Source organism: Ornithinimicrobium ciconiae (genome assembly GCF_007197575.1).
In the GTDB taxonomy this organism is placed as follows: domain Bacteria; phylum Actinomycetota; class Actinomycetes; order Actinomycetales; family Dermatophilaceae; genus Ornithinicoccus; species Ornithinicoccus ciconiae.
This window is the reverse complement of sequence record NZ_CP041616.1, coordinates 3,216,973-3,242,296: the sequence shown is the minus strand read 5'-3', so window position 1 is coordinate 3,242,296 and position 25,324 is coordinate 3,216,973. Positions and strand designations below refer to the sequence as shown.

The following is a 25,324-nucleotide window of genomic DNA, read 5'->3' as shown; positions in this document are numbered from 1 at the left end:
TGTCACCCCTCAAGCAGCCCGCGGATGTCGTCCGCCGACAGGGGTGCGCTCATCAGCCCGCCCTCGTCGACGACCTTGGCGAACAGGTCGCGCTTCTTCTCCTGGAGTGCGACGACCTTCTCCTCGATCGTGTCCTGTGCCACGAGGCGGTAGACCATGACCGTGCGGTCCTGGCCGATGCGGTGGGTACGGTCCACGGCCTGGGCCTCGACGGCCGGGTTCCACCACGGGTCGAGGACGAAGACGTAGTCGGCCTCGACCAGCGTCAGCCCCGAGCCGCCGGCTTTGAGGCTGATCAGGAACACCGGGTCGTCACCGTCGGTGAACTCCGCCACCCGGCGCGGACGGTCCCGGGTTCGGCCGTCCAGGTAGACGTGGCCGATCCCCTCGGCGACCAGGCGCTCGCGGACGATCTTGAGGAACCGGGTGAACTGGCTGAACACCAGGCACCGGTGCCCTTCGGCAGCGACCTCCACCAGTTGCTCGATGAGGACGTCGACCTTGCTGGGCCGCGCCGACTCCGGGGCATCTGGCACCACCAGGTGCACGTCGAGGCTCAGCTGACGCAGCTTGGTCAGGGCGCTGAGGATCGCGATGCGGTTGCGGTCCACGTCGCCCAGCAGCCCGAGGATGCGTTGCCGCTCGCGCTGCAGGTGGGTGTCGTAGATGCGCCGGTGGGCGTTGTTCAGCGTGACCGGCAGCACCTGCTCGATCTTGGGAGGCAGGTCGGTGGCCACCGCCTCCTTGGTGCGGCGCAGCATCAGTGGCCGGACCCGGCGCCGGAGGGTGCCCAGCAGCTCAGGGGAGCTGCCGGACTCGATCGGCTTGCGATAGATCTCGCCGAAGCGCTGCGGTGAGGAGAACAGTCCCGGCGCCGAGATCGACAGCAGCGACCACAGGTCCATCAGGGAGTTCTCCAGCGGGGTGCCGGTCACCGCGAACTTCACCGGTGCCCGCAGGCTGCGAGCCGCCTGGTAGGTGCGCGACCGGTGGTTCTTCACCGCCTGCGCCTCGTCCAGCACCACCGCGCTCCACGTCAGCGGGGTCAGGTGCTGCTCGTCGATGCGCATGAGGGCGTAGGAGGTGACCACGATGTGCGCCCCGGCGATCGTGTCGGCCAGTGGCCGTTCGCAGCGCCGCACCGTCTCGGTCAGCGCCACGACCCGCAGCCCAGGCGTGAACCGCTCGGCCTCCCGCACCCACGCCCCGACCACACTCGTCGGCGCGACGACGAGCATCGGTCGCTCAGCACTGAGCAGCCCCTGCTCGTGGGCTCGCTGGGCCGCGGCAAGCACCTGGACCGTCTTGCCCAGACCCATGTCGTCGGCCAGGATCCCGCCGAGCTCGTGCTCCCACAGGAACGACAGCCACTGGTAGCCGTCACGCTGATAGTCGCGCAGTGACGCGGTCAGCCCGGCCGGCGGCTCGGGGTGCGGCAGCTCCTCCAGCGCCAGCAGGTCACCGACCGTGCGCTGCCACCGCTCGCTCTGCTCGGCGACCACCCCGAGGCTGACCAGCTCCTCCCACAGCCCGGCCTGGAAGCGGTTGATCCGCAGGCTCTCGCCCCGGTCCTCGTCCTGCAGCGCGCGGGCCTCCTCCACGAGCCGGCGCAACGTGTGCAGCTCGGGCATGTCGAGGCAGAACCACGTCCCGTCCGGCAGCAGGAGCTGCTCCTCGCCCCGGGTCAGCGCCGTCAGCAGGGCGGACAGCGGCACCGGCTGTCCGCCCACGGAGACCTTGATGCCCAGGTCGAACCAGTCCTGCGTGTCCGGACTGACCTCTCGTATGCCGTCCGCCCCCGCCAGCAGGTCGTCCTCGTCGAGATCCCTGGTCGAGAACTCCACCAGCGGCGCCTCGTCCGCCTCGGTGTAGACGAGCGGCTCGCCGATGAGCGTGACGTCGATGTCGTCCCGTTCCTGCAGCTCGGGCAGCACGTCGCGGACGAACTGCACCGTGGCCCAGCCCCACAGCACCGGGTCGATCACCACCCCGAGCCGGCTCTTGCCCGGCAGCGGGACACGCAGCCCAGGCGCCTCGTCGAGCACATCGAGACTGGCGAGCAGCTCCTCCTCGCCCCCGACGTCGCGCACGACACGGCTTACGTTCTCGGTGCCACGAAGCAGGGGAACGGTGTGGACCTGCTGCCCCACGGCATACCTGAAGGACCAGGACAGCTTGGTGACGTGGTTGTCCAGGAAGCGCACCTCCAGTCCCAGCCGTGGCGGCCCGATCTCCGGGAGCTCGACGCTGCCGTCGGAGGAGCGCAGCGTCGCCTGCTGACGCAGGGCGGGGTAGTAGTGGGTGAGGAATCGCTCGGCATCCGCCTCGGGAATCGCCAGCTCACGGGCGTTGAGCAACGTGGTGATGGCAGGGGTGAGCGGACGGGCCAGGGCAGCCAGGTGCAGCTCGGCGCGCTCCTTGGCCACCAGCCCGTGGGCCGGATTGCCGAGCAGCTCCAGCCCGGCGGCCCCGGGCAGGTCCACGACCGGGCGGACCAGGAGCTGCCCGCCGGCGCCGCGGGTCACGTCGAGGACGAACTCCACCGGCTCGGACCGCAGGTGCACACGCTCCTTGCCCTGATAGCCCGTGACCAGCGCGACGCCGGACCGCTCGACATCCCGGAGCAGCGGCCACAGGGCGGGCCCGAGAGCGTCGGCCCCGATGGTCTCGGCGAGCCGCTGCCACTGCGGAGCACGTGCCTGGTGTGCCCGCATCAGCGCGACGAGTGCGCTCCGTTGCCGCGGGTCGTTCCGGCGGCCGTGGTCGGCATACTGCAGGTCGGGCCAGGACAGGCCGGTCTTGATCCAGGCGCCGGAGGCTCCCCGGATCATTGGGCGCATCGCCAGGCGCAGCTCGTCACTGCCGAACCGGGTGGTGGTGCGGCTCGCCTCGAGGTGCAGCGCCAGCGGGGCGGTCGTCGTCTGGGTGGCCGACGACGGCTGGACTTCGGCGACGACCGGCGCGAGGAGGTCCTCCCAGCTGGGTGCCGGGGCCGCACGGGTGGGCAGGGGCACGACCGTGCCCGTCCCATGGGCTGCCGGTGGTCCTGGTGGTCCGCTCGCCACGGTCTGTGCCTCGAGGATGGTGGCCGCTGCGTGCTTGCAGGCCTCGCCCACGGGGCAGGTGCACTCGGTCGCGATGTCATCGGGGATGGCGGGGTCCGCCTCGAACGGGTCCCAGGCCACCGCCGCGCGGTAGGGATGTGTGCCCTGGACGAGGGCGGTCAGCTCGTTGTCCACCACGCGCAACGCGTGGACCCGGCCCTGGCGCTGGTAAGCGCGCCCACGGCTCAGGGTCGTCGCCCCGAAGATCTCCGCCAGGTCCTCACCGCTGAGCTCCAGCACCCAGGCGGGCGCGACGAAGGGTGTGCGGTCACGCGGGTTCTGGCTCATCCGCACCTCTCCTGGCCTCGGTCACTGCAAGAGTAGGTCGCGGTGCTGACACTGCGAGGAGGGCCTGTGGACGACGGGGAACCCGGTGGGGGAGGCCAACCGGCCGCGCGCGGGCCGGTCTCAGCTGGTCCGGCCCTGAGGAGGCCCAGCGGTCTGGCGGTCGTCGCGACCCGTGAAGTCCTCCATCGTGCGGTAGACGCCGATGACGTGGTCGGCGATGAAGTCACGCACTCCGGTCGGCAGGACGCCCTTGAGCATCTCGCTGAGCATCACGGTCTTCGGCAGCACCACGAAGGGGCTGCCCGACAGCATTCCCTTCCAGGCCTCCTCGACGACCTCGGCAGGGTCCAGGATGGGCAGCAGGGGTGCGGACTTCGCGCCGTCGAACATGCCGGTGTTGACGTAGTAGGGGCAGACGGTCGTCACCCTGACGTGGTCGGCGCCGGCCTGCTTGAGCTCCAGACGGACGGAGTCGGACCAGCCGATCACGGCCCACTTGGACGCGGCATACACCGACATCCGGGGGTTGGGCGTGAAGCCGGCCGCCGAGGCGAGGTTGAGCATCCTGGTCTCCCCGGGGGCACCGAGCATCGAGGGGAGGAAGGCGTGCGCGACATACATCGGCGCGAGGGTGTTGACGTCGATGGTGGCGCGGGTGTCCCGCTCGGGGTCGCTCTCCCAGAAGTAGGAGTTGCCGCGCACGATGCCGGCGTTGTTGACCAGGATCTCGACCGGACCGTGCTCCTCAAGGACAGCGGCGGCGGTCACCGCGATCCCCTCACGGTCGGCCAGGTCCACGACGTAGCCGACGACCTCGACCGGTCCGCCCTGGAGGTCCGCGAGGGTCTCGTTGAGCACATCCTCCTGGACGTCCCAGAGCACGACCGTGGCGGCCTCCTCGGCGATCGCCCGCTCGGCGAACAGCCGGCCCAACCCCATCGCCCCGCCGGTGATCAGGACCTTCTTGCCGCGGACGGACCTCATGACTGCTCCTCGATCGTGGCTGCTGGTGCGGACTGGTCGGTGGGTGCCGGGTTGCCGCGGGTGGCTGGTGCGTCGGTCCGGGCAGCGAGCGCCGCCTCCCGCACCCGCGCAAAGTCCTCGTCCGTGTAGGGGCCGTTCACCCCGGAGATGGCCGCCAGCTGCATGCCGTGCTTGAGGCCCAGCCGGTAGATCTCCTTGACCTTCTCCCACTCGATGTGCCGACCGACCGTGAAGTTCTCATAGCGACCCTCCAGCGCCAGGACGATGGTCTCGGCAAGGCAGGCGTAGGCGACGCCCTCGGGCAGGCCGATGTCCCTCATCCGGGGACTGCCGGGGAGCTCGACCTCGCCGGACTCGATGACCAGGACGTCGGGCCGCCGGGCCACGTCCTCCGCGGACAGGTCGAGGGGACGGGCGACGTCGGTGATGACCGCGCCGGGCTTCACCTGCATGATGTCGAGCACCTTGTGCCCGGCCGCCGACGTCGCGGTCACGATCACATCCATCTCGGGCAGCGCGGCCGCCGGGCTGGTCGCGACGCGCACCCTCGCACGTGGGTTCTCCCGCTCGATGTCCGCCTTGAGGGCGAGCAGCTTGGCCGTCTCGGGGGAGACCAGCCACAGCTCGTCCGCGGCCAGGGCGAGCAGCCTTGCGCACACCGAGCCGATGGCACCCGACGCGCCGACCACCATCGCCTTGCCGTGGATGGAGCCGTCCTCGTCCACCTCGGCGATCCCGAGCCTGCGGATCGCGGCGTGGGCCGCCCACAGTGCACCGGAGGCGGAGTAGGAGTTGCCGGTCGTGACCGGCAGCGCCGCCCGCTTGGCCACCGTCACGCCGGCGTCGCCGACGACCTTGGTGAAGGCACCCAGTCCCATGATCTGCGCGCCCAGCTTCCGCGACATCTCGGCCGCCTCGAGCAGGCGGGAGTAGGTGAACTCCGGCGGGTGCGCGAGCATCTCCCTCGGGGTGCCGCCGACCGTGATGAGCCAGCCCTCGGCCTCGTCGCCGGTGTCCGAGACGATGCCGGTGACGTGGCTGTAGATGAACGGTGGGGCGTAGGCGACGGCCTTCTCGACCAGCTGGCTCATGCCGGGCACCTTCATGACGGCACCGAGCGGCTCGACGTTCTTGAAGTACTCCGTCGACAGCGGGTGGATCACGAAGGAGAACCGGCTCTTGCGCCGCTGCCCGTTCGGCCAGAGCAGCCGCGGCCGGAGGCCAGCTCTCTCGATGAACTGTGCCAGCGCGTCGGTGGTGACCTCCGCCCCGGCGGGCAGCGTGGCCGCCACCATCGCCTCGTAGGTTGCGGGGACCACGACGAAGTCGAAGGGCTGGGGCGTCACATCGACCACGAGGTCCGCACCGAGCCGGGCGAGGGTCTCCAGCCGGTCCTCGGACACCGCGCTGGTGATGACGGCCTTGCCCTTCAGCTCCGGCAGGCCGAAGCGCATCAGCTCCGAGAAAGAGCCGACGATGACATCGGCATTCGTGGCCGCGTGGTGGGCGAGCCGGTCGGCCCCCCAGCCGGCGGGTTTGCCCACGGCCTCCTTGAGCAGCCCCGGTGTCCAGTTCCACGCCAGCTCGGTCAGCCCCGAGGCCGTCGCGGCGACTGGGTTTGTCTTGAAGCTCCCGGGCAGCTTGAGCTCCGCGCGCGGTCGCTCGAAGACGATGTTGTCGGTGAACTCGCGCAGCACGGCGATCGTGCGCTCCCTGGTCGTCGTCCCGACCACGACCACCCTGGCGTTGGAGAAGTAGCCCGGCATCTCGGTCTGGACCTGCCGGATCGCCCACTCCTGGAAGACGTCGCCCAGCAGCGAGTCGTCCTGCACGGGCACCCGTGTGGTGGTGCCCTTGACCTTCCTGAAGTCCTCGATGCCGCCGGTGAAGTGGCCGGCCGCCTTGGCCTCCCGGACACCGCTGACGGCAATGGCGTCAGCGGTCAGCGACCAGCTCCAGACCTGCGCCTCGGCCTTCTTCGCGTCTCCGCTGGTGCCGACGCGGATCAGGCGGAACGGGACGCCGTCGAGCTCGACGTGCTCGTCGTAGTCCCACTCCTCTCCCTGGAACGAGACGTTGACGATGACCTTGGCGGCGGGGTCAGACATCGGCTTCCTTGTGCGAGAGGGCGAGCTGCTCGAGGTGACCCTCGACGAGCTGGGCCAGGTGGAGGGGATCGGGGATCATGCGGGCGTCGGTGGCGACCCCGACGCTGATCTTGTCGGCATAGCTGAACAGGCAGATCCCGACAGGCTGGTCACCGGAGGTCGGCACCCAGCCGAGGATCGAGCGGACCGGAGCCCCGGCAAGGGTCATCGGCACCCGCGGGCCGGGGACGTTGCTCAGCTGACCGATGGCCTTGCCCGCGAAGAAGTCGGTCAGCCCTCGAGCCACCCTCAGCGGCGACTCGGCGATGACCCGCTGGACCCCGAGGGCGGCGAGCGGCTCGGCCGAGTTCTTCACCCGGGTGGTCTTGAGGTGGATGTCGGCAAGCAGCTCCGCGTGATCGGTGATGCCCAGTGGCATCGGCATCATCACCACGACAAACTTGTTGCCCAGCGTGGGAGGCAGGTCGCTGTCGAGGGGCTGCATCGAGACCGGCATCAGCCACGACAGGCTCGTGACGTCGGTGACGTGCCGCTCGGCGAGGTAGTCGGTGAGGGCCAGGGAGACCGCGCCCAGCAGAACGTCGTTGAGGGTGCAGCCGTAGGCCTTGCTGGCCCGGCGGATCCCCTCGAGTGGCAGGGACTCCACCCACGCGACCGACTTCTGGACGCCCGGCCTGCCGGACCAGACGCCGGCCCGACTGCCGTCGGAGAGCAGCATCCGGCCGATCTCCCGCCACGAGTTGGAGATCTCGTTGTCGGGGGAGGTCGGCTCGGTGACCGCGTCGATGAGTCGGACCGGGTGACGGACCAGCGCGAGGGCGTCACTGATGTGGCCGACCAGTCGCAGCGGGTTGGTGGTCGTGACCAGTGTCATGGCGGCCCGCGCAACGGACTGGGTGACCCCTGCGGCGAAGTCCACGGAGTCGCCCACGGAGCTGCCGACGACGTGCAGGACCTGCTCCAGCGGGTGCTGGTGCTCGCGGTCGGCCTTGCGGCCGACGGCGCTGGGCGTGGAACCCTCCGCCGGGTCGCACAGGCTGATGAGCAGCTGGACCAGTCGGATGCCGTCGGCCAGGCCGTGGTGGAAGCGGGCCAGCACATAGCCCTCCGACCCGCCCGGAGGGCCGGTCACGAGCTGGGCCTCCCAGAGCGGGCGCCGGCGGTCGAACGGGACGGAGAACAGACCCGAGAGGTAGGTCCGGAAGGACTCCTCACCGATGTCGTCGAGGACGACCTGCCGCACGTGACGGGTGATGTCGAAGTCCTGGTCGTCCTCCCAGTGCCACTCGCCATCGAGGATGACCGGCACCTGCGAGAGACGGCGGAACTTGCGGACCGCACGCTCCATGATGACCTCGGTCAGGGCCGACAGGTCCGGCACCTTGTCGAAAACCATGAACGCATGCACGTGCATCAGGTTGTTAGGACGGTCCATGAGCAGCCAGGTGAGGTCTTCGGGTGCAATGGGCCGCGGCATTGGTCGCTCCCGGGACGAATCAGACGGCGGACAGGGTGGCTGCTCACGGGCGTTATGCCTGATCAGCGTGCTTTCATCCTATCCCGGGGAAGACTCACCGGCTCCGCCGGGCGAACGCGTCCAGCACCTCGGCACTGATCCGGCCACGGGTGGACACCGTGAGTCCCTGGGTCCGCGCCCACTCCCGGATCTGCGCGCTGCTCGCGGCTGCGGCCGAGGGCAGTTCGGTGGCCTCGATCTCTACGTGGGTCTCTTCACCGTGGTGCACGAGGGCGGCGGCCAGGAAGCGGTAGGTCCACTCCTGCGCCAGCGCCCGCGTCTCACAGAACACGATCGGCACCGTGGGAAAGCGGGCGTGGCACTCGCCGAGGGAGTCGGCGACCACGGCCGGGCGCACCCGGTCGAGCTTGAAGACCGAGGAGTACCTGTCCTCAACCACCACCGCGGCCGACGGCAGCGCCGCCAGGTCGGCCAGCACATAGCGCATCCTCCCGCTGGTCAGCGTGGCCACGAGATCCTGCAGCGACTTGCGCTCCACCGAGGCCAGCACCCGCTCACCGTCCATGACGCCGTAGTCCCCGGCCCGCAGCGCTCGCCGCACGGTGGTCGCCTGCTGGTGCTCGAACTTCCAGGCATAGCGCTCGTGGCTGTCCACGACGATCTCCAGCCCGGCAACACCGGAGCCGCGGGCGGTCGGGATCGCCACGGCCGGCCGGGCCTGCTTGGTGGTCCGCGCGGTCTGCCAGAAGATCGCCTCGCGACCGCCGCGGATCCGGGTCAGCACGAACTGTGAGCGGTTCTCCCGACCTCGGTCCAGCACCAGGTCAATGCTCGCGCCGCGCCGCACACAGGACCTGACCGGCACCTGCTCGAGGACGTCCGGGTCGCGCGGCCACCCGACGGCACGGTGGCAGTAGACCTTGCCGGTCCGCGGCCAGGTCTCCTTGGCCTTGAGCACGATGCCGTCGGGCCCCCAGGGGATCCGCAGCAGATAGGGCAGCGTCGTGCCCTCCTCCGGGTTGCGGGCGATCACGAAGTCGTCCGGCATGGGATCAGCGTATGCCGGACGCGCGCCGGCGTCGTGAGCCACCGGTGCGCGTCGGGCGGTCTCTCTAGGGGTCGCGCCCGATCGCGGCGCTGTCCCAGGCGCCGGTCCGCCGGCCGTCGACTGCCCCGACCAGGACGCCGGCACCGTGGTCGAGCTCCAGTGCCTGGACCGACCCAAACAGGTTCCAGGACAGGGGGACCGGCTCCACGGCATACCCCATCTCGGTGAGCTCGTCGGTGGTGGCGGAGGGCAGGTCCTCAACGCGCAGCACCCCGTCGTCGAGGTGGGTGCGCGGAGCATCGACGGCCGCCTGCAGGTCTATGTCGTGCAGGGCCCAGCGGGAGATGACCGCAGCCTGGATGTCGGGGATCCGCATGCCGCCGGGGGAGCCGGTGACCAGCACCGGGCGCTGCTGGTCATCGAGCAGGACCGCCGGGGTCATATAGCTGATCGGGCGCTTGCCGGCCTCGGGGTCGTTGGCGTCGGTGCGCCCCGTGCTGGCGAACCGGATCAGGTGGTCGTTGAGGAAGAACCCGCCCACCTCCTGCCCGGAGCCCCAGAAGTTGGTGATCGTGTTGGTCATCGACACGGCCAGGCCGTCGCGGTCCACCACGCTGAGGTGGGTGGTGTTGCCGGCTGCGGGCCGACCAGCCGGTGCGCCCGGTGACAGGTCCGCTGCCGGGCCGGCCACGCCGACGGCCTCGGACTCTGCCAGGGCTGCGTTGAGGTCGGGGTCGGTCAGTTCCTCGACGGGGACGTCCACGAAGTTCGGGTCACCGACCACCGTCTCGATCGAGTCATCCGCCACCAGCCAGGCGTCGGCCAGGATGTCGAGGTATGCCGCCGAGCCCGGCTCCACCTCGCCCGCCCCGGCCGCCTCGGCAACCTGCAGGAGCTGAATGAGCCCCACCCCGGACAGAGCCGGTGCGGCAGCGAGGATCTCGTAGTCGCCCACCGGTCCGCGCGGTGGCTCGCGCACGTCGACCGCGTAGTCCGCCAGCGCCTCGGCATCGATGCCGTCGACCTCGGCGAGGGTGGCTGCGAGGTCGCCCTCGTAGAAGGTGCGTGGATCCTTGGCGATGTCGCGCAGGGTCTGGCCCAGCTCGGGCTGGAAGAGCACGTCACCCTCCAGGAGCGGCTCGCCGTTGGGAGTCTGGAAGTGCGGCAGCCCCGCGGTCGCGGCCTGACCGGCCTCGGTGCGCAACTCCTGGGCGACCCACCAGGACACCGGCACCCCGTCCTCGGCCTGCTCGATCGCCGGCTTGATCAGGTCACGCCACGGCAGCTGCCCGTGCTCGGCGTGCAGCAGCGCCATCCCGGCAACAAAGCCGGGCACGCCGGTCCCGCTGTCCGGCACCTCGCCGGAGGACTGGACGACCTCGCGGTAGTCATAGGCCAGCGGTTCTGCCGGTGCGCCGGGTGCCGTGCTGCCCGGCATCGGCACGACCAGGGCTGCGCCGCCACCACCTGGGCCGGAGGTCAGGGGCTCGACGACAGCGGAGGAGAAGGCCACCGCGATCGCGGCGTCCACCGCGTTGCCGCCGTCCCTGAGGATCTCCATGCCCGCCTCGACCGCCCTGGGATGGCCGGCCGCGACACCGTAGTCCCCGAAGGAGACCTCAGGCGCAGCTGTGGTCTCGGTGGCGTCGGGTGGTGCTGCGGTGGTCTCGGTCTGCTCGCCTGATGTCGGCTCGGGTGTCGGCGACGCCGACGCGGTGGTCGGTGCGGCGCTCGTGGCCGTCGGGTTCGTGCTGGTCTCGGCGGGGTCGTCCGTGCCACCCGTGCAGCCTGTCAGGGCCAGCAGGGCAGCAGCGAGTGCCGTCCCCACACTCCGGCGCATCGTGGACATCGACACCTCCCGGACCCAGCCTGACCGGTCACCGGCGTCTGTTGAGCACGGCGCGCCGTGAGTGGTGCCGGATCACGGACCGAGGTCGGTCACACGGCAGTGCCCTTGTGGGTCTTCGCGAGGTCGCGCGACGTAGTCGCGACGTGACGTCACTAGGTTGGCGCCGCCAGTATCGACGACGGGTGGTGCTCTTCCATGACTCGGTCAGGGGTTGCAATGTCCCAACGTGCCACGAGCTGGCTCATCGGCGTGGGGTGCCTGATCCTCCTGTCGTCCTGTGCCCAGGCGGTGCCCAACGAGCCGCAGCGTCGCTCGGACGGCGCGCCCGCTGCCAGCGCCGTCCACGCCGAGGAGCCGTCCGCAGGCGAGAGGCCTCTGACGGCAGCGAGCGACTTGTGCGATCTCATCGACCTCGACGTGTTGCGACAAGCCATCGCAGTGCCCAGCGACACTCAACTCACCCTCGACAGTGGACGCACGCCCGAGGAGGGCAGCATCGTCACCTGTGCTTTCGACGACCATGACAACCCACGAAGTCTGTACGCGGAGGTTTCCTTCAGGCTGCATGATTCTGATGCGGCTGCTGCAGAGCACTTCTCTGCTGAGACCTCGAATGGCGGAGACTGTTTGGCCGCCGAGAGTGTCTTTCTGGATGACTGCGAGGCCGGGTCTGGCCACCGGGGAATACTTACGTTCCATGAGCGCTGGAGCGTCGCGACGAGGTGGAGGGTGGCTGACCTCAGAAACCTTGACGCTTCCACCGTCGCCTCGCTGGACCTGGCACAGTCCCTTCAGTCTGCGATGAGCACGGCCAACCTCGATGCGCTGGACTCCTCGACGTCACAGGTCGGCCTTGATGCTTATGCCGACGTCATCACCGCCAACGTTCGTTTGAGCAACGAGCCGGTTGTCGGAGTGCGCATTGTTGTTTCTGGTGAGGGCTTCACTGCGGAGACCATCACCAACTATCGCGGGCAGGTCAGGATCGGGGTTCCCACCAGGGACCCATACGAGGTTTGGGTGGACGAGGACACGCTGCCCGACGGTGTTGAGGTTGAGAGTGACAACCCGCTCACGGTCGCCTACGGCTCACAGTTCTTCGCTCCAGCGAACTTCTTCTTCGGCGAGGACCTCCGCGGGTTATCAGACTGACGCACGAGCCACAACAACTCTGCGGGCCCAGCGCCTGTCTGGCGGCCTTGAGCCGGGATCAGGTTCCTAGCGCCTGGCGCACCAGGGCGAGTGCCTCGGCCGGGGCGAGCCCGAGGGAGCGGGTCGCCTCGGCATACCGCATTGCAGCGGCGCGTGCGGAGGCGACGGCGGGGGCAGTCTTGCCGGCGGTGACGGTGGACTTCACGAAGGTGCCGGCCCGTCCGCGCCCCTCGAGCACCCCGTCGGCCTCGAGCTCGCGATAGGCCCGCGCGACGGTGTTGGGAGCGATGCCGAGGTCTCCGGCGAGGCGGCGCACAGTGGGCAGGCGGTCGCCCGGCGTGAGTGTGCCGTCAGCGACCTGGGTGAGGATCTGGTCGTGGAGCTGGGCGAACGGCGGCTCTGCGGACGCGGGGTCGATGCGAAGCATCAGGAGTGCACTCCCGCAGCGTGGGTGCGCGGCGGCTGCCCGCCCCACAGGCGGTCCTGGAACTGAGCCATCTCGTTCCAGCGGCCGTGCCGGGCGATCAGGACCGCCACGGCGCTCACCAGGAGCACGACCGGCACGAGATAGCCGGCAACGAGCAGCCACAGACTCCACTGCGGACCGACCTCCCCGGCAGCGATGGCCGCCGCTGACGCCGCGTCGTCGAGGATGCCGCCGCAGACGATCAGGGCAAAGAGGGCCACCAGGGGTGTGGTCACGGAGAGTGAGTTCAGCGTCTGGGCCCGGACTGCGTCCTGCCAGTACAGCTCGACCTCGTCGCGAGCCGGCTGCGGTGCGTCAAGGACGCGACGGGTAGCGAGCCAGGAGAACACGAGGAGCACCGGGAGGGTCGCGGTGAGCAGGGGAACCGGGCTGTGCCAGATGGTCGCCGCGTCGAACCACACGGACCGGGTGAGCAGCAGGGTCACGATCAGGGAGAGCAGGCCGATGGCGGCAAAGATCTGTCCGACGACCAGGACCTGGCGCGGGACGTAGTCGCTGAGGCTGGGGGAGGTGGCGCGGGCCGTGCGCGGCCCGTCAGCCGGAGCGCCCGGCCACCGGATGTCGGCCAGCGCCAGTCCGGCGGCGCCAGCCACGAACATGACCGACAGGACGAAGAACCCGCCCGCGGCCTCGTTGGCACCGTCCCAGATCCAGCCGAGCAGGAGCGTGAGCAGCCCGGCGACCAGGATGCCGACTCCCGCTGACCTGGCACGACGGGTGATGCGCATCTCTAGGTCTGCCTGCTGCTGGGCGGGCACGGTGGCAGCGGCCGTGGCCGCGAGCCGGTCGCGCAGGTGTGCGCGATAGGTCGCGCTCAGGGGCAGCAGCACAGCCAAGGCACCCATGAGGAGTATGACGGTCGCGTCGCGGAGCATCAGATCAAGCCCTTCTCTTTGTGTTGCCACAAACGTAACGGAGCCTCGGCTTTGTGTCAACACAATGGATCATCGCAGGGTGCGGATTGAACTATGTGCACGTCGAGTCCGTGAAGACGCATCCGGTCCACCGGATGATGCCGGTTCTGTCGGCGGTGCTCCGTAGGCTGTCCTGGACGGCGAGAGCGCGGACACGCAACGGACGGCAGGCATGGAGCACGACGAGATTGAGGCGCTGCGGGAGGGCACTCCGGCGTGGCGGCTGCTGCGGGCTGGCAATGCCGCCCTCGTCCTCTCTTTCCTTGGGCGCTACTTCGTCGAGGACAACCACGGTGCGGTGAGCTCGACCGAGCTGGCGGCAGCGCTCGATGACCAGCTGCACGCCCTCAACCTGGCCGCCCCCGACAGCCCCCGCTACCCGCGATCCGCAGCCGACTACCTGCAGGACTGGGCAGCCACCGAGAGCGGGTGGCTGCGCCGGTTCTATCCGAGCGGCTCCGACGAGGTGCACTACGAGGCGACCAGCGACCTGGAGAAGGCCTATGCCTGGGTGACTGGCCTGCGAGCCCGCTCCTTCGTGGGCACCGCCTCCCGGCTGGAGACCGTCTTTGCCCTGCTGCGCCAGATCGTGCGCGGCTCCGAGAGCGACCCGCAGGCCCGGCTCGACGAGCTGCAGCGTCGCCGCGCAGTGCTCGACGCCGAGATCGAGCGCGCCGAGGCGGGGGAGGTGGCGGTGCTCGACGCGACGGCCCTGCGGGAGCGCTATCAGCAGTTCGCCGGCACCGCCCGCGAGCTACTGTCCGACTTCCGTGAGGTGGAGGAGAACTTCCGCTCCCTCGACCGCGGTGCCCGCGAGCAGATCGCGTCCTGGGAGGGCAGCAAGGGTGAGCTGCTCGCCGACCTGGTCGGCAATCGCGCCGACATCACAGCGTCCGACCAGGGCCGCAGCTTCCAGGCTTTCTATGACCTGTTGCTGTCCGAGACCCGTCAGGACGAGCTGTCCGAGCTGCTGACCCGGGTCCAGTCGCTCGGCGAGCTCGACCCTGACCGGCGGATGCGCACCATCCACCACGACTGGTCCGACGCGGCTGAGCGCACGCAGCGCACCGTCCGGCAGATCTCCGAGCAGCTGCGCCGCTTCCTGGACGACCAGATCTGGCTGGAAAATCGCCGCGTCCTCGATCTCGTGCGTGCCGTGGAGGCTGCAGCCCTGGCCCTGCGTGACAGCCCTCCACCTGTCGGGCTGGATGTCGACGTCCCCGGTGTCGAGATCGCGCTCCCGCTCGAGCGACCGCTCTATGACGCGCGCCCGGCCGCCGAGGTCGACAGTCTGCTGGACCCGGACGCCGAGGCCGACGTCGACATCTCCGTCCTGTTCGGCCAGACCTTCGTCGACCAGGCACGCCTCGCCGAGCAGATCCGCTCGATCGTGCCGCCAGCGAGCACCGTGTTGCTGGACGACATCGTGAACTTCTATCCGATCGAGCAGGGCGCCGCGGAGATCGTGGGCTATCTCGCGCTGACCGACGACGACCTGGAGGTGATCATGGACGAGAGCCAGGAAAGCATCATCGAGTATGCCGACAGCACCGGTCCGCGCCGCGCTCGCCTTCCCCGAGTGAGCGTGAGGCGACGGTGAGGACACCTCAGGAGCAGGCAGTCGCCCACACGGGCATCCGCCTGATGCGCGGCGTGGTCTATCGCGAGGTCGACGAGGACGGCTGGACCCTGCTCGAGCGCCATGCCGCCCCGGTGCGGGACCACTTCAGCACCATCGGAGTGCAGGTGGTCATCGACGACGTCGAGGGCTACGCCTATCTGCGCAACGCCGACGAGGACGACACCGAGGAGCCACTGCCCCGGCTCGTGCGCCGCCGCAGCCTCACCTACAACGTCAGCCTCCTGCTTGTCCTGCTGCGCAAGCGGCTCGTGGAGTTCGAGGCATCCGGGGGCGAGGGCAAACTGGTGTTGACCAGGGACCAGGTCGTCGACATACTCCGTCTGTTCCTGCCCGACTCCAGCAACGAGGCGCGGGTGATCGACCAGGTGGACACCACCATCCGCAAGGCCGCCGAGCTGGGCTTCCTGCGCCAGCTGCCCCGCCAGCCCGGGCACTGGGAGGTGCGGCGCATCCTCAAGGCCTATGTCGATGCCCAGACCCTGGGCGATTTCGCCGGCAAGCTGACTGAGTATGCCGGCGCGCACCCGGGCGGCGACGATGGCTGATCTGCACCCGGGAGGCGACGATGACTGACGCCTTGTTCTCGACGGTGGAGGTCGCCTCGAGCGGCCGGGCCGGCTACCGCCTGCACCACCTGGAGGTGTTCAACTGGGGCACCTTCGACAAGCGCGTCTGGCGGATCACCGCCGACGGCGACACCACACTGCTGACCGGCGACATCGGCAGCGGCAAGTCCACCCTGGTCGACGCGATGACCACCCTGCTGCTGCCCGCCCACCGCATCTCCTACAACAAGGCAGCCGGGGCCGAGGCGCGCGAGCGGACCCTCCGCAGTTATGTCGAGGGCCACTACAAGTCCGAGCGGGTCGAGGCCACCGGTGCATCCCGGGCCATCGGTCTGCGCGACAACCGCTCCTACTCGGTCATCCTCGGCGTCTTCGTCAACGACGGTCACGACGAGACGATCACCCTCGCTCAGGTCTTTCAGCAGCGGGACTCCGCCGGCCAGCCCTACCGCTTCTATGTCACCGCAGGTCGCGAGCTGCGCATCGAGCCCGACTTCGTCGACTTCGGCAGTTCCCTAAACGACCTGCGCCGCCGGCTGCGTGACGGCGGGGTGGACCTGCACGACGACTTCCCGAGATATGCCGAGCGCGTCCGGCGGCTGCTCGGCATCCGGTCGGCACAGGCGATGGAGCTGTTCCACCAGACGGTGTCGATGAAGTCGGTCGGCAACCTCAACGAGTTCGTCCGCAACCACATGCTCGAGCCGGTCGACGCCGCTCAGCGGGTCTCCGACACCGTCGGCCACTTCGAGGACCTCACCAAGGCGCACGACGCGGTCAAGCGCGCTCGCGAGCAACTGGAGGCCCTCGAGCCACTGGTCGCCACGAGCATGAGGTATGACCAGGCCCTCGCCCGGCGAGAGGAGGCCGAGTCGCACCGCGAGGCGGTCCGGCTCTTCATCGCTGAGCGGCGCATCGACCTGCTCGGTGCCGAGATCGACGCCAACACCCGGGAGCGCGACACGCTGACCGGGCAGGCCACGGCGGTCAGGGAACGCCAGTTGGTGCTCGGGCGGGCCAAGGACGACCTCATCGAGGCCCGTGCCCGCGCAGGCGGCAACCGGGTCGCCGAGCTGGAGCGCTCCATCGCCCTCGCCCGCACCGAGGCCACCTCGCGCAAGGATCGCTGGGGTCGCTTCGACACGGCGGTCCGTGCCGCGGAGTTCGACCCGATCCACGACGGCGCCGCGTTCACCGCGACCCTGGCGCGAGTCGAGGAACTCACCGCAGAGCTGACCACCCGCAGGGAGGGGCTCGACGACGAGCGGGCAACCCTGCATGCCCAGAGAGCCGACCTGCTCAGGGACGCCGAGCGGGTCCGCACGGAGCTCATCAGCCTGGCCGGACGCACCACCAACCTGCCCAGCAGCCAGCTCGACGTGCGCGCGGAGCTCTGCGCGGGGCTCGGGCTGGAGGAGGCCGATCTGCCGTTCGCCGGCGAGCTCCTCGACGTGCGCGAGGAGTTTGGTCGGTGGCGCGGTGCCGCCGAGCGGGTGTTGCGCGGGTTCGCGCTGTCGCTGCTCGTGCCGCAACAGCACTACGACGCCGTCACCGCCTGGGTCGACGCCCACCGCCTCACCCACCGCCGCAGCGACGGCCGCGTGGCCGGCACCCGCCTCGTCTATGAGCGGGTGCCCGCACGGCGGGTCCGGCTGCAGCACGCCGACACCCCAGGGATTCTGCTGCTCGCCGACACCATCGAGACCGCGGACGGACCCTTCCACGACTATCTGCGGGACCAGCTCAGCCGCCGCGGCGACCACCGTTGCGTCGAGACGCTGGAGGAGTTCCGCCAGGAGCACCGCGCCGTCACCCTGCAGGGACAGGTGCGCTCCGGCGACCGCCACGAGAAGGACGACCGCTCCCACGTCGACGACCCGCGCAACTGGGTGCTCGGTTGGGCCAACGAGCGCAAGGTCACCGCACTCACCGACCAGCTGATCGGCCTCCAGCACCAGATCGAGCCACTCGACGAGCGGCTCACCGGGATCACGTCGGAGGCGGGCGACATCGCAGCCCGCCTCGGTGGGCTCAGCCAGTTGTCGGCATACGGCTCCTGGGAGGAGCTCGACTGGGCCGGGGCGCAGGCGAGGGCGGAGCACGACGAGCGGGAACGGGCCCGGCTCGTCTCCGGGTCCTCCGAGCTCGCCGAGATCACCCGGCGGCTGGAGGACAACGACCGGCAGGCCACGTCGCTCGCCGAGGAACTGGCCGGGCTCACCGGTCGGATCAGTGTTCGGGAGGACCGGATCGACCGGGCGCAGACCGCCCGAGCGCGTGACGAGACCTTTCTGAGCACCCAGGGTGACGAGGTCCTCGCCCGGGCGCGCACGGCATACGCAGCACTCGAGGAGCGACTGGGAGCGGATCTGCCCCAGGACGCCGACTCGTGCGCCCCGGCCCAGGAGGCGCTGACCAGCGACCTGCAGACCCTGATCGACCGGATCGGGCGGGAGATCGGTGGCTACACGCAGAGCCTGTTGCACTACATGAGTGAGGTGCGCCGGCGCTGGCCCGAGGCGACGACCGAGATGGACGCCAGCGTGGAGGCGCGCGCTGACTACCTGGCCTTTCACGAGCGGGTGTCCCTCGATGACCTGCCGAAGTTCGAGGACGAGTTCAAGCGTCAGCTCAACACAAACACGATCCGCGAGCTGGCCCAGTTCAACAGTTGGCTGCGTCGACAGTCTGAGGAGATCCACGGCCGCGTCGACCGGATCAACGAGGCGCTCGGGGCGATCCCCTACAACGAGGGTCGCTTCATCCGGTTGGAGAGCGAGCGGACGATCAACACCGAGATCCAGGCGTTTCGCACCGACCTGCGTCGAGCGACCGACGACACGATCGGCGCGGATGGGGATCAGTACTCCGAGCAGCGCTTCCTCGATGTGGAGCGGCTCATCGAGCGGTTCCGCGGACGCGAGGGGCACACCGACTCGGACCGGGCGTGGACGCGACGGGTGACCGATGTGCGCAACTGGTTCACCTTCTCGGCCTCCGAGCGGGACCGAGAGACCGACGAGGAGTGGGAGCACTACCGCGACTCCGATGGCAAGTCCGGAGGTCAGAAGGAGAAACTGGCCTACACGATCCTGGCGGCCTCGCTGGCCTATCAGTTCGGGCTGGAGTGGGGTGCCGAACGCTCGCGGGACTTCCGGTTCGCCGTGATCGACGAGGCCTTCGGGCGCGGGTCAGATGTGTCCACCCGATATGCGCTCGACCTGTTCGCCAAGCTCGGTCTGCAGCTGCTCATCGTGACGCCACTGCAGAAGGTGCACGTCATCGAGCCCTATGTGAAGGCCATCGGGTTCGTCGACAACCCAACCGGGAGCTACTCGCGGTTGCAGACGCTGACCATCGAGGAGTTTCAGGAGGTCCGCGCCCAGCACGCGGTGGGGTCGCTGGCCGGGGCCGGCGGATGACACGGTCGGGGTCTGCCAGATTGTCGCGATCCACGGTGTCTGCGTGGTCCACGGTGGCCGACATCCGGGCCGTGGTGCGGCGACGGTGGGACGACGGCACGCTGCTGCGGGCCCACGCGGCGGGGGAGTCGTTCCCGGTGGTGCAGGTGCCCCTGCGGCGTCCTCGCGCCTCGCAGATCGGTGATGACCTGGGTGCGGTCCGAGACTGGGTCGCCGCGATCGACGCCGGCTCGCGGGGTGGCGCGCACTTCGCGGTGGTGCTGGAGACGGTTGGTGGCAGGGTCATCGGTCGCAATGAGTTGCCCAGTCGTGCCGTCGTGGCTGACTTTGCGCCGGCGTGGGCGCTGCTGGGGGTGTCAGGTGAGGTGCGGGAGCTCGACCGGATCCTGACGGTGGTGGCCGACGAGCCGGTCCTGCGGGAGTGGGTTGCGGCGAACCCGCTGAAGGCGCTGGCTGTGGGGCCGTCCTGGGACGGGGTGCTGGGGTCCTACCGTTGGCTCGGCGCTGCGCGAGACAGCGGACGCTATCTGCGGGAGGTCGATGCGCCGGGTGTGGACACCAAGTTCATCGACCAGCACCGCGCCCTGCTGGCGCGGCTGCTCGGTGTCCCGGCGAGCTCGGCCGGATTTGTGACTGCGCTCGGCCTGCGCGGCAAGCCGGAGCTGGTGCGGCTGCGGGTCCATCCGTCAGTGGGTCTTGCCGATGGCTTCTCCGAGCTCGGGCTGCGGGTGGAGGAGCTGGCCGCAGCCGACGTGCGGGTGCGGACCGCGATCATCGTTGAGAACGAGATCAGCTATCTGAGCGTGCCCGTCCCAGCTGGCGGTGTCGTGGTGTGGGGCAAGGGATTCGAGGTCGACAGGGCTGGCTCCCTCCCGTGGTTGCGCGAGGCGGAGGTCTATTACTGGGGTGATCTGGACACCCACGGCTTCGCGATCCTGAGCCGGCTGCGGGCCTGGCTGCCGCACGCGGAGTCGGTGCTGATGGACCGGCAGACCCTGCTGCAGCACCGGGATCGATGGGGCACTGAGCCGACGCCGACGTCCGCGCGGCTGCAGCGGTTGACGCCTGATGAGGAGGTGCTCTACTCCGACCTCGTGTCCGACCGGTTCGGTGAGCGCGTTCGGCTTGAACAGGAACGGATCGACTGGGCCTGGGTCGAGGGTCGGTTGTCGCGGGTTGTGGTCAACAACTGAGTGCTCGAGAGCACGCCGCAGCACGTCGGTTTCGAGCACGGCGCTCATCTTCGCGATCCCGACAACATCACCCGCTACGTGATGTGTGCGTCTCCGTGACGGCGTGGACATGACCCTCTTGGCAGCCCACCCGAAGAGCGTACAGTTCTCTGTACAGAGAGGATATGCATGAAGACTATGAGTTACACCGAGTCGCGAGCACGTTACGCAGAAGTGCTGGACGGCGTCACCAACGACCGTGAAGAGGTCGTCATCACGCGCGCCGGCCACGAGCCGGTCGTCATCGTCTCTCTGGCGGACTACGAGTCGCTACGTGAGACGGCCTACCTCATGCGCTCACCCGCCAACGCCCGTCGGCTGCTGGACGCCATGGAGCGGCTGGAGGCTGGCCGGGGGCGGTCGCGCGAGCTGGTCGAGACGGACTGACCGAGTGCTGCTGGTCTGGGACGAGAACGCCTGGGAGGACTGCCTTTGGTGGCAGGCGCAGGACCGCACAGTGCTCAAACGCATCAACCTGCTCCTGAAGGACATCCAACGCAACGGCAACGAGGGGATCGGCAAGCCTGAGGCGCTGGAACACGACTTTGCCGGCTACTGGTCGCGCCGCATCACCGACGAGCATCGGCTCGTGTACAAGATCGCTGGGGCCGAGGTCCGAGTCGCCGCCTGCCGCTACCACTACGGATAAGCACCCATACGCAGCTACTAGACACTTCCGGTAGGGCCGGCGTCCGGCCAGCCTCGGTCCAGGCGCCCGGCAGGATGCTCCCAGCAGTCACACGCAAGTCATACTTGACATGACAACTAATTCCTGTCATTGTATTGATTGAAGGAACAACCACTCGACGCAAGGACACAAAATGGGCCTGTTCAACCGCTCCACGAAGACCACCACCCCCGAGGCTGCGACCGTCGTCTCTGAGCCAAGCACGAGCTTCGTCTCGGACCTCGCCGGCGACTACGTGCTCGACCCGAGCCACACCCGCCTCGGCTTCTCGGCCCGGCACGCGATGGTCACGAAGGTTCGCGGCAACTTCGAGGACTTCGAGGGAACGGCCCACGTCGATACCACGACCCCTGCCAACTCCAAGGTCGATGTGACTATCCAGGCGGCGTCCGTCACCACGGGCAACCAGCAGCGCGATGGCCACATCAAGACCCCCGACTTCTTCGACATCGAGAACCACCCGACGATCAGCTTCACCTCCACCAACGTGAAGCGCGACGGTTCCGAGTGGGCCATCACTGGGGACCTCACGATCAACGGTGTCACCAAGCCCGTCACAATCGACTTCGAGGAGACCGGATCGGCGAAGGACCCTTACGGCAACACCTGCATCGGGTTCGAGGGCGCCACGACGATCGACCGCACCGACTGGAACCTAAACTTCAACGCGACGCTCGAGACTGGCGGCGTCCTTGTGGGCGAGAAGGTCAAGCTCGAGTTCGACATCTCGGCGATCGCCCAGGCCCCGGCCGTCGCCTGATCTCATCTGCCGGCAGTAGCACTGCTCTGAAGGGCGTGGACCCAGAGGTCCACGCCCTTCAATCGCGCTGGTGCCCGGGATTGGCACCCAGCGCCTCGCGAATGACTCGCCGGGAAACCTCTACCGACACTTCGGATCAACCAACTTCCCGGACCCGCACCTACGCGCTACCTGCGCCACGGCCCGGCCACCTCGTCAACGCGCAGGAGCCGTCAAGGTGCAGCACCCCACCGGGCGAACGACCTTGACGGCGACAAGTGCCGGCGCACACTGAAGGGAGCCGGAAGGGCGCGTGTTGGGGATCTCCGACTCGCGGGGGATCCGGGCGTCTGCGTCGCCTGCCGCCGGGTTCAGATGTCGCGTAGGCGCTCGGCCAACGGCGCGAGTTGGTGATCGCGGAGGTCAAGAATCAGGTCAGGGTTTACGCGGAAGTATTCGTGAACGACGATGTTGCGCAAGCCTGCGATCGCCGCCCACGGGACATCGGGCATTCGATCTCGTGTCTCGCTCGGCAGGGAGCGGACCGCCTCACCGATGACGGCGAGATTGCGCAGGACAGCGTCATAGGCCATCGGGGCGAACTCATCCGACTGCAGTTGAGGTTTGAGTCCAGGCAACGCTGGACCGCCTGGAGGATGTCGGCGAACCGTTCTTGTTCAGATCGGGTCTGGTTTGCGTCTGACTTCGCGATAGAGACTGGCGTGTCTATCAGACAACATCCGACGGGTCCTCCAGCCCTCACAGGAGGATCAGGTCATGTCCGAGAACGAGTCCACTTCGGCGCCACGGAAGCGTCGGGTGTTAGCGAGCGCGACGAGGCTCTGAAACCTCCGACCCTACGCCGACCCAACACCGCGTCCGGTCGCGGCGCTATGACGCGGCTCCGATTCGCGCTTCGAGCCAGTCCGCGATCTGCGGAACGTCCAGTCCGCCGGCGGCCGCCCCGAGCATCATCTGCTCCGCCTCGTCGACGGTGTAGGTCAGATCGCGGCCATTGAGGAGGCAGAAGACTCGAGCGGCCGACCAGGCAAGGCGTTTGTTGCCGTCCACCAGGGCGTGATTGCGGACCAGGGAATGCAGCAGCGCCGCGACCTTGTCCTCGAACGCCGGGTAGGCGTCGTCGCCGAACACGGTGGTCATCGGCCGGGCGGCAGCCGCGGCAAGCAGACCCGGGTCCCTCACCGCGACGTCGTCGAGCACCCCGGATGCGATCTCCAGAAGGTCCTCGACCGAGAGGTAGTCCAGCTCCTCGGCGCTCACCGACTCAGTCGCTCGAGCAGCTCGCTGTCCTCGCTGCGGACTCGGTCGATCGCGGCCCTCAGTCGCTGGGGACGCTCTGAGACGTACTGAGCGATCGCGGCCCGAGCGACCTCCTGCATGGAACGCCCTTCCTGCTCGGCCTTCTTGCGCAGGGCTTCGCTCTCAGCGTCGGTCAGCCTCAGGTTCATCGCCATATCTGAATGGTACCGCAGCGGTACCATGACGCTCAGGAACTGTGCGACGTCAGGTTCAGGGGCCCCGCTTCGCGGCGGTAGGACGCACCTCCGGAACGGGCGACGGGCGGCATGTGAGTCCACTTATGCATGATTGTGGTGCTTGTGGTTCTACTCCATCGAGCTGGATACTGTGCCATGACTATCACTGATGGTGGAGCGAGCAGCGTGGTGCTTGATCCAGGGGGCCAGGCTGACTCGCGATCGTCCTTGAGTCGCTGGAGGCAATCCAAGAGGGCAGTCGTTGGGGTGCTGCTCGGAGCTGTGGTACTCGGGACCGGATGGTGGTGGTCGCACCCAAATGTTTATGGCGACGTCGGTGACGAGTTCGGTGCGCGCCCGGAAGCGCTCATGTCGGTGTACGTGGCCATGGTGGAGGAGCCAGACCTCGGGCGCGTCACAATCATCAACGCCGAACCTCGCGTGCATGTCTTTGGCGGCGAGGCGCAGGCTGACGTCCTGCTGTGCAACGCAGCTCGGATTGGCATCGTTTACGGCGACGACGTGGAGAGTCAGTGCTTTCCACCGGGTCAGCAGCGAGATGACGCCAGTTGGGACCAGGTGGTACTCAAGGTCACTCCGCTGGGGGCTGGCACGGTAGTAGTGGTCGACGGGATCGACCTGACGTACAAAACCCAGTTTCAAAGAGGGTCAGAACACACTGGCTCGACTGGCGCCATCGTGTTCCCGAACGAATAGGCAGATGCCGGGCGGCCTCCTACCTCCGTCGCCGCCAAGACACCTACGCGGCAGAGTAGAGGCGCTCAGCCAGAAACGATGTCTAGCTCGAAGCCCTCTACGTTCTCAATGAGCAGGTTCCGGACCGACCGGACATCGGCAGACGATCGAGATCCCCGAACTCGGGTAGTCCGTAGTGGGCGGATCGCGGCGAATTGACGCGCCTTCGGAGCTTCCAGCGTGGCGTGTGAGGGGGCTGGAACTGCTGACCTCTAGGTCGCTCACTCACGACCCTGGAGGGAGGTAAGCCAGCGGTGAGCTGACGACGCGGCTTTTGCGTGGTCCGGGTCGAGGGTGGCGAGCCGGCCCAGGATGACACGGGTGTCGACGAGGTCGGCACGGACAAGAGCGGCAACGAAGTTGCGGTCTTTCTCGCGCAGGGCGCAAAGCTTGGCCACACACAGATCTTCCTTGTCCAGGCACCATCCCGTGAACTGCGGATCGCCCCCTGGGGCAGCGGTGTTCGCATTAGTGACGGGCACCAAGCGGTCACGCCATCCGGGCGGGAGAACCGATGTCTGCAGGTCGACCCCGTCGATGCTGAATCCGTGCAGATCCTCGAAGGGTGAGAACTCTCCTGCTACGCCCTCGATGAGATCGGCGAGGCGAGCGGTCTCGTCGTTGTCTGCGGCGATGGGCAGAATGTCGACCTCCATCGACATGGTCGCTGCCGCGGGGAGTTCCCCCTCTACGATTGAACCCAGGATCGCTTGCGAGCCGACGACGATGACGTCCGGGTGACCGATGATCTGACATGCCGTCCGGATGGCGTGTTCGAGTTGATCCCGGCGCATCAACCCACCTGCGCCAGCACCTCGGAGCGCTCCTGCTCTGACAGCAGCCCACGCATGGGAGAGACCTCACGCATCTCGATGGAGTCCCGATCGAGACCCGTCGACACGCGCTTGAGGCCGGGGAGGTCCCTAGTGTCGACCAGAACCTGCCAGCGATGCAGGTTCCGCTCATGCGGTTCCCCGGTCACTCCCCTGCGCAAGCGCGACAGATTGCCCTGGATAACCGGCTCCAACACGTCCAGGGTGTCGCGCGTCAGACGCGAGGAGATCCTCCGGTGCAGCAGCCACGACCGGCGCTCCGAGCGAGTGAGCTCAGGCTCGACAACGCTGCGGACAACCTCCAACCGTCGCCCCATGCAGGACAGCAGGCGATCAAGCTGCTCGTCGCTCAGATCGACACGTCCGGACAGGAACTGACTGATGCTTGGCTGATGAACCCCGCTCAGCCTGGACAACTCGCTCTGGCCGGTGCCCGTCTCACGCATCACCAGCTCCAACACGTTCCCGCGGTCACTCATGCCCCCTACTATAGCAAATCTTGCTATAGTAGGGGAACGGATGGTGAGCCCGGTCAGCAC

At 68.5% G+C, this 25,324-nt stretch carries 22 protein-coding genes; 9 read left to right on the top strand and 13 right to left on the bottom strand.

The window, feature by feature from the left end:
* Window positions 1–2: 2 nt before the first annotated feature.
* The 6 genes from FNH13_RS14980 to FNH13_RS14955 form a co-directional block, all read right to left on the bottom strand.
* The gene (locus FNH13_RS14980; RefSeq protein WP_143784161.1) at window positions 3–3,392 is read right to left on the bottom strand and encodes a DEAD/DEAH box helicase; all 3,390 of its coding nucleotides are present in this window, start codon (window positions 3,390–3,392) and stop codon (window positions 3–5) included.
* 120 nt (window positions 3,393–3,512) lie between these two features.
* Complete coding sequence (locus tag FNH13_RS14975) at window positions 3,513–4,376, bottom strand: SDR family NAD(P)-dependent oxidoreductase (protein WP_143784160.1); 864 nt, start codon at window positions 4,374–4,376, stop codon at window positions 3,513–3,515.
* On the bottom strand, window positions 4,373–6,484 hold the full coding sequence (locus tag FNH13_RS14970) for a dehydrogenase (RefSeq protein WP_143784159.1): 2,112 nt from the start codon (window positions 6,482–6,484) through the stop codon (window positions 4,373–4,375). Before FNH13_RS14970 ends, FNH13_RS14975 begins: the two co-directional genes overlap by 4 nt.
* Window positions 6,477–7,961, bottom strand: a complete 1,485-nt coding sequence (locus tag FNH13_RS14965) for a wax ester/triacylglycerol synthase domain-containing protein (RefSeq protein ID WP_143784158.1) — start codon at window positions 7,959–7,961, stop codon at window positions 6,477–6,479. The genes FNH13_RS14970 and FNH13_RS14965 overlap by 8 nt, the downstream gene beginning before the upstream one ends.
* A gap of 94 nt (window positions 7,962–8,055) precedes the next feature.
* A complete protein-coding gene (locus FNH13_RS14960) occupies window positions 8,056–9,009 on the bottom strand; it encodes an Lsr2 family DNA-binding protein (RefSeq protein WP_143784157.1) in 954 nt (317 codons plus the stop codon).
* Window positions 9,010–9,073: 64 nt separating this feature from the next.
* Window positions 9,074–10,858 carry a gamma-glutamyltransferase family protein gene (locus tag FNH13_RS14955; RefSeq protein ID WP_143784156.1) on the bottom strand — a complete coding sequence of 595 codons (1,785 nt, stop codon included), beginning with the start codon at window positions 10,856–10,858 and terminating at the stop codon, window positions 9,074–9,076.
* Between the two features lie 288 nt (window positions 10,859–11,146).
* Here FNH13_RS14955 and FNH13_RS14950 point away from each other — a divergent pair, with 288 nt between their 5' ends.
* On the top strand, window positions 11,147–12,010 hold the full coding sequence (locus FNH13_RS14950) for a hypothetical protein (protein WP_165700137.1): 864 nt from the start codon (window positions 11,147–11,149) through the stop codon (window positions 12,008–12,010).
* A gap of 58 nt (window positions 12,011–12,068) precedes the next feature.
* Here the strand turns inward: FNH13_RS14950 and FNH13_RS14945 are convergent, their stop codons facing one another.
* Window positions 12,069–12,437: a GntR family transcriptional regulator gene (locus FNH13_RS14945; protein WP_143784154.1), complete on the bottom strand. Its 369-nt coding sequence runs from the start codon at window positions 12,435–12,437 to the stop codon at window positions 12,069–12,071.
* Window positions 12,437–13,372, bottom strand: coding sequence for a hypothetical protein (locus tag FNH13_RS14940; protein ID WP_143784153.1), 936 nt, complete (start codon window positions 13,370–13,372; stop codon window positions 12,437–12,439). Before FNH13_RS14940 ends, FNH13_RS14945 begins: the two co-directional genes overlap by 1 nt.
* Before the next feature lie 211 nt (window positions 13,373–13,583).
* Here FNH13_RS14940 and FNH13_RS14935 point away from each other — a divergent pair, with 211 nt between their 5' ends.
* The 7 genes from FNH13_RS14935 (at window position 13,584) to FNH13_RS14905 (ending at window position 21,721) form a co-directional block, all read left to right on the top strand.
* Window positions 13,584–15,011, top strand: a complete 1,428-nt coding sequence (locus FNH13_RS14935; RefSeq protein ID WP_143784152.1) for a DUF3375 domain-containing protein — start codon at window positions 13,584–13,586, stop codon at window positions 15,009–15,011.
* Window positions 15,008–15,598, top strand: coding sequence for a DUF4194 domain-containing protein (locus FNH13_RS14930; RefSeq protein WP_202878795.1), 591 nt, complete (start codon window positions 15,008–15,010; stop codon window positions 15,596–15,598). Before FNH13_RS14935 ends, FNH13_RS14930 begins: the two co-directional genes overlap by 4 nt.
* A 20-nt stretch (window positions 15,599–15,618) precedes the next feature.
* Entirely contained in the window at window positions 15,619–19,041 is a 3,423-nt protein-coding gene (locus tag FNH13_RS14925) for an ATP-binding protein (protein ID WP_143784151.1), read from the top strand.
* Window positions 19,042–19,076: 35 nt separating this feature from the next.
* Complete coding sequence (locus FNH13_RS14920) at window positions 19,077–20,234, top strand: Wadjet anti-phage system protein JetD domain-containing protein (RefSeq protein ID WP_202878794.1); 1,158 nt, start codon at window positions 19,077–19,079, stop codon at window positions 20,232–20,234.
* Window positions 20,235–20,402: 168 nt separating this feature from the next.
* Complete coding sequence (locus FNH13_RS14915; protein ID WP_143784149.1) at window positions 20,403–20,660, top strand: type II toxin-antitoxin system Phd/YefM family antitoxin; 258 nt, start codon at window positions 20,403–20,405, stop codon at window positions 20,658–20,660.
* A 4-nt stretch (window positions 20,661–20,664) separates the two neighbouring features.
* On the top strand, window positions 20,665–20,922 hold the full coding sequence (locus FNH13_RS14910) for a Txe/YoeB family addiction module toxin (RefSeq protein ID WP_143784148.1): 258 nt from the start codon (window positions 20,665–20,667) through the stop codon (window positions 20,920–20,922).
* A 172-nt stretch (window positions 20,923–21,094) separates the two neighbouring features.
* Window positions 21,095–21,721 (top strand): YceI family protein, encoded by a 627-nt coding sequence (locus FNH13_RS14905; protein ID WP_143784147.1) that lies wholly within the window; start codon window positions 21,095–21,097, stop codon window positions 21,719–21,721.
* Between the two features lie 350 nt (window positions 21,722–22,071).
* Here FNH13_RS14905 and FNH13_RS14900 read toward each other — a convergent pair whose 3' ends face one another.
* The 3 genes from FNH13_RS14900 to FNH13_RS14890 all read right to left on the bottom strand — a co-directional run bounded on the left by FNH13_RS14900 (window position 22,072) and on the right by FNH13_RS14890 (window position 23,175).
* Window positions 22,072–22,338, bottom strand: a complete 267-nt coding sequence (locus FNH13_RS14900; RefSeq protein WP_228266434.1) for a HepT-like ribonuclease domain-containing protein — start codon at window positions 22,336–22,338, stop codon at window positions 22,072–22,074.
* 253 nt (window positions 22,339–22,591) lie between these two features.
* Window positions 22,592–22,981 (bottom strand): type II toxin-antitoxin system death-on-curing family toxin, encoded by a 390-nt coding sequence (locus FNH13_RS14895; RefSeq protein WP_143784145.1) that lies wholly within the window; start codon window positions 22,979–22,981, stop codon window positions 22,592–22,594.
* Window positions 22,978–23,175 (bottom strand): ribbon-helix-helix protein, CopG family, encoded by a 198-nt coding sequence (locus FNH13_RS14890; RefSeq protein ID WP_143784144.1) that lies wholly within the window; start codon window positions 23,173–23,175, stop codon window positions 22,978–22,980. Before FNH13_RS14890 ends, FNH13_RS14895 begins: the two co-directional genes overlap by 4 nt.
* 288 nt (window positions 23,176–23,463) lie before the next feature.
* On the opposite strand from FNH13_RS14890, the gene FNH13_RS14885 reads away from it, so the two are divergent.
* The gene (locus FNH13_RS14885) at window positions 23,464–23,913 is read left to right on the top strand and encodes a hypothetical protein (RefSeq protein WP_143784143.1); all 450 of its coding nucleotides are present in this window, start codon (window positions 23,464–23,466) and stop codon (window positions 23,911–23,913) included.
* A 260-nt stretch (window positions 23,914–24,173) separates the two neighbouring features.
* On the opposite strand, the gene FNH13_RS14880 is transcribed toward FNH13_RS14885, so the two are convergent.
* Window positions 24,174–24,746, bottom strand: coding sequence for a DUF6036 family nucleotidyltransferase (locus FNH13_RS14880; RefSeq protein ID WP_143785163.1), 573 nt, complete (start codon window positions 24,744–24,746; stop codon window positions 24,174–24,176).
* Complete coding sequence (locus tag FNH13_RS14875; RefSeq protein ID WP_228266433.1) at window positions 24,746–25,264, bottom strand: helix-turn-helix domain-containing protein; 519 nt, start codon at window positions 25,262–25,264, stop codon at window positions 24,746–24,748. The genes FNH13_RS14880 and FNH13_RS14875 overlap by 1 nt, the downstream gene beginning before the upstream one ends.
* Between the last annotated feature and the right edge of the window lie 60 nt (window positions 25,265–25,324).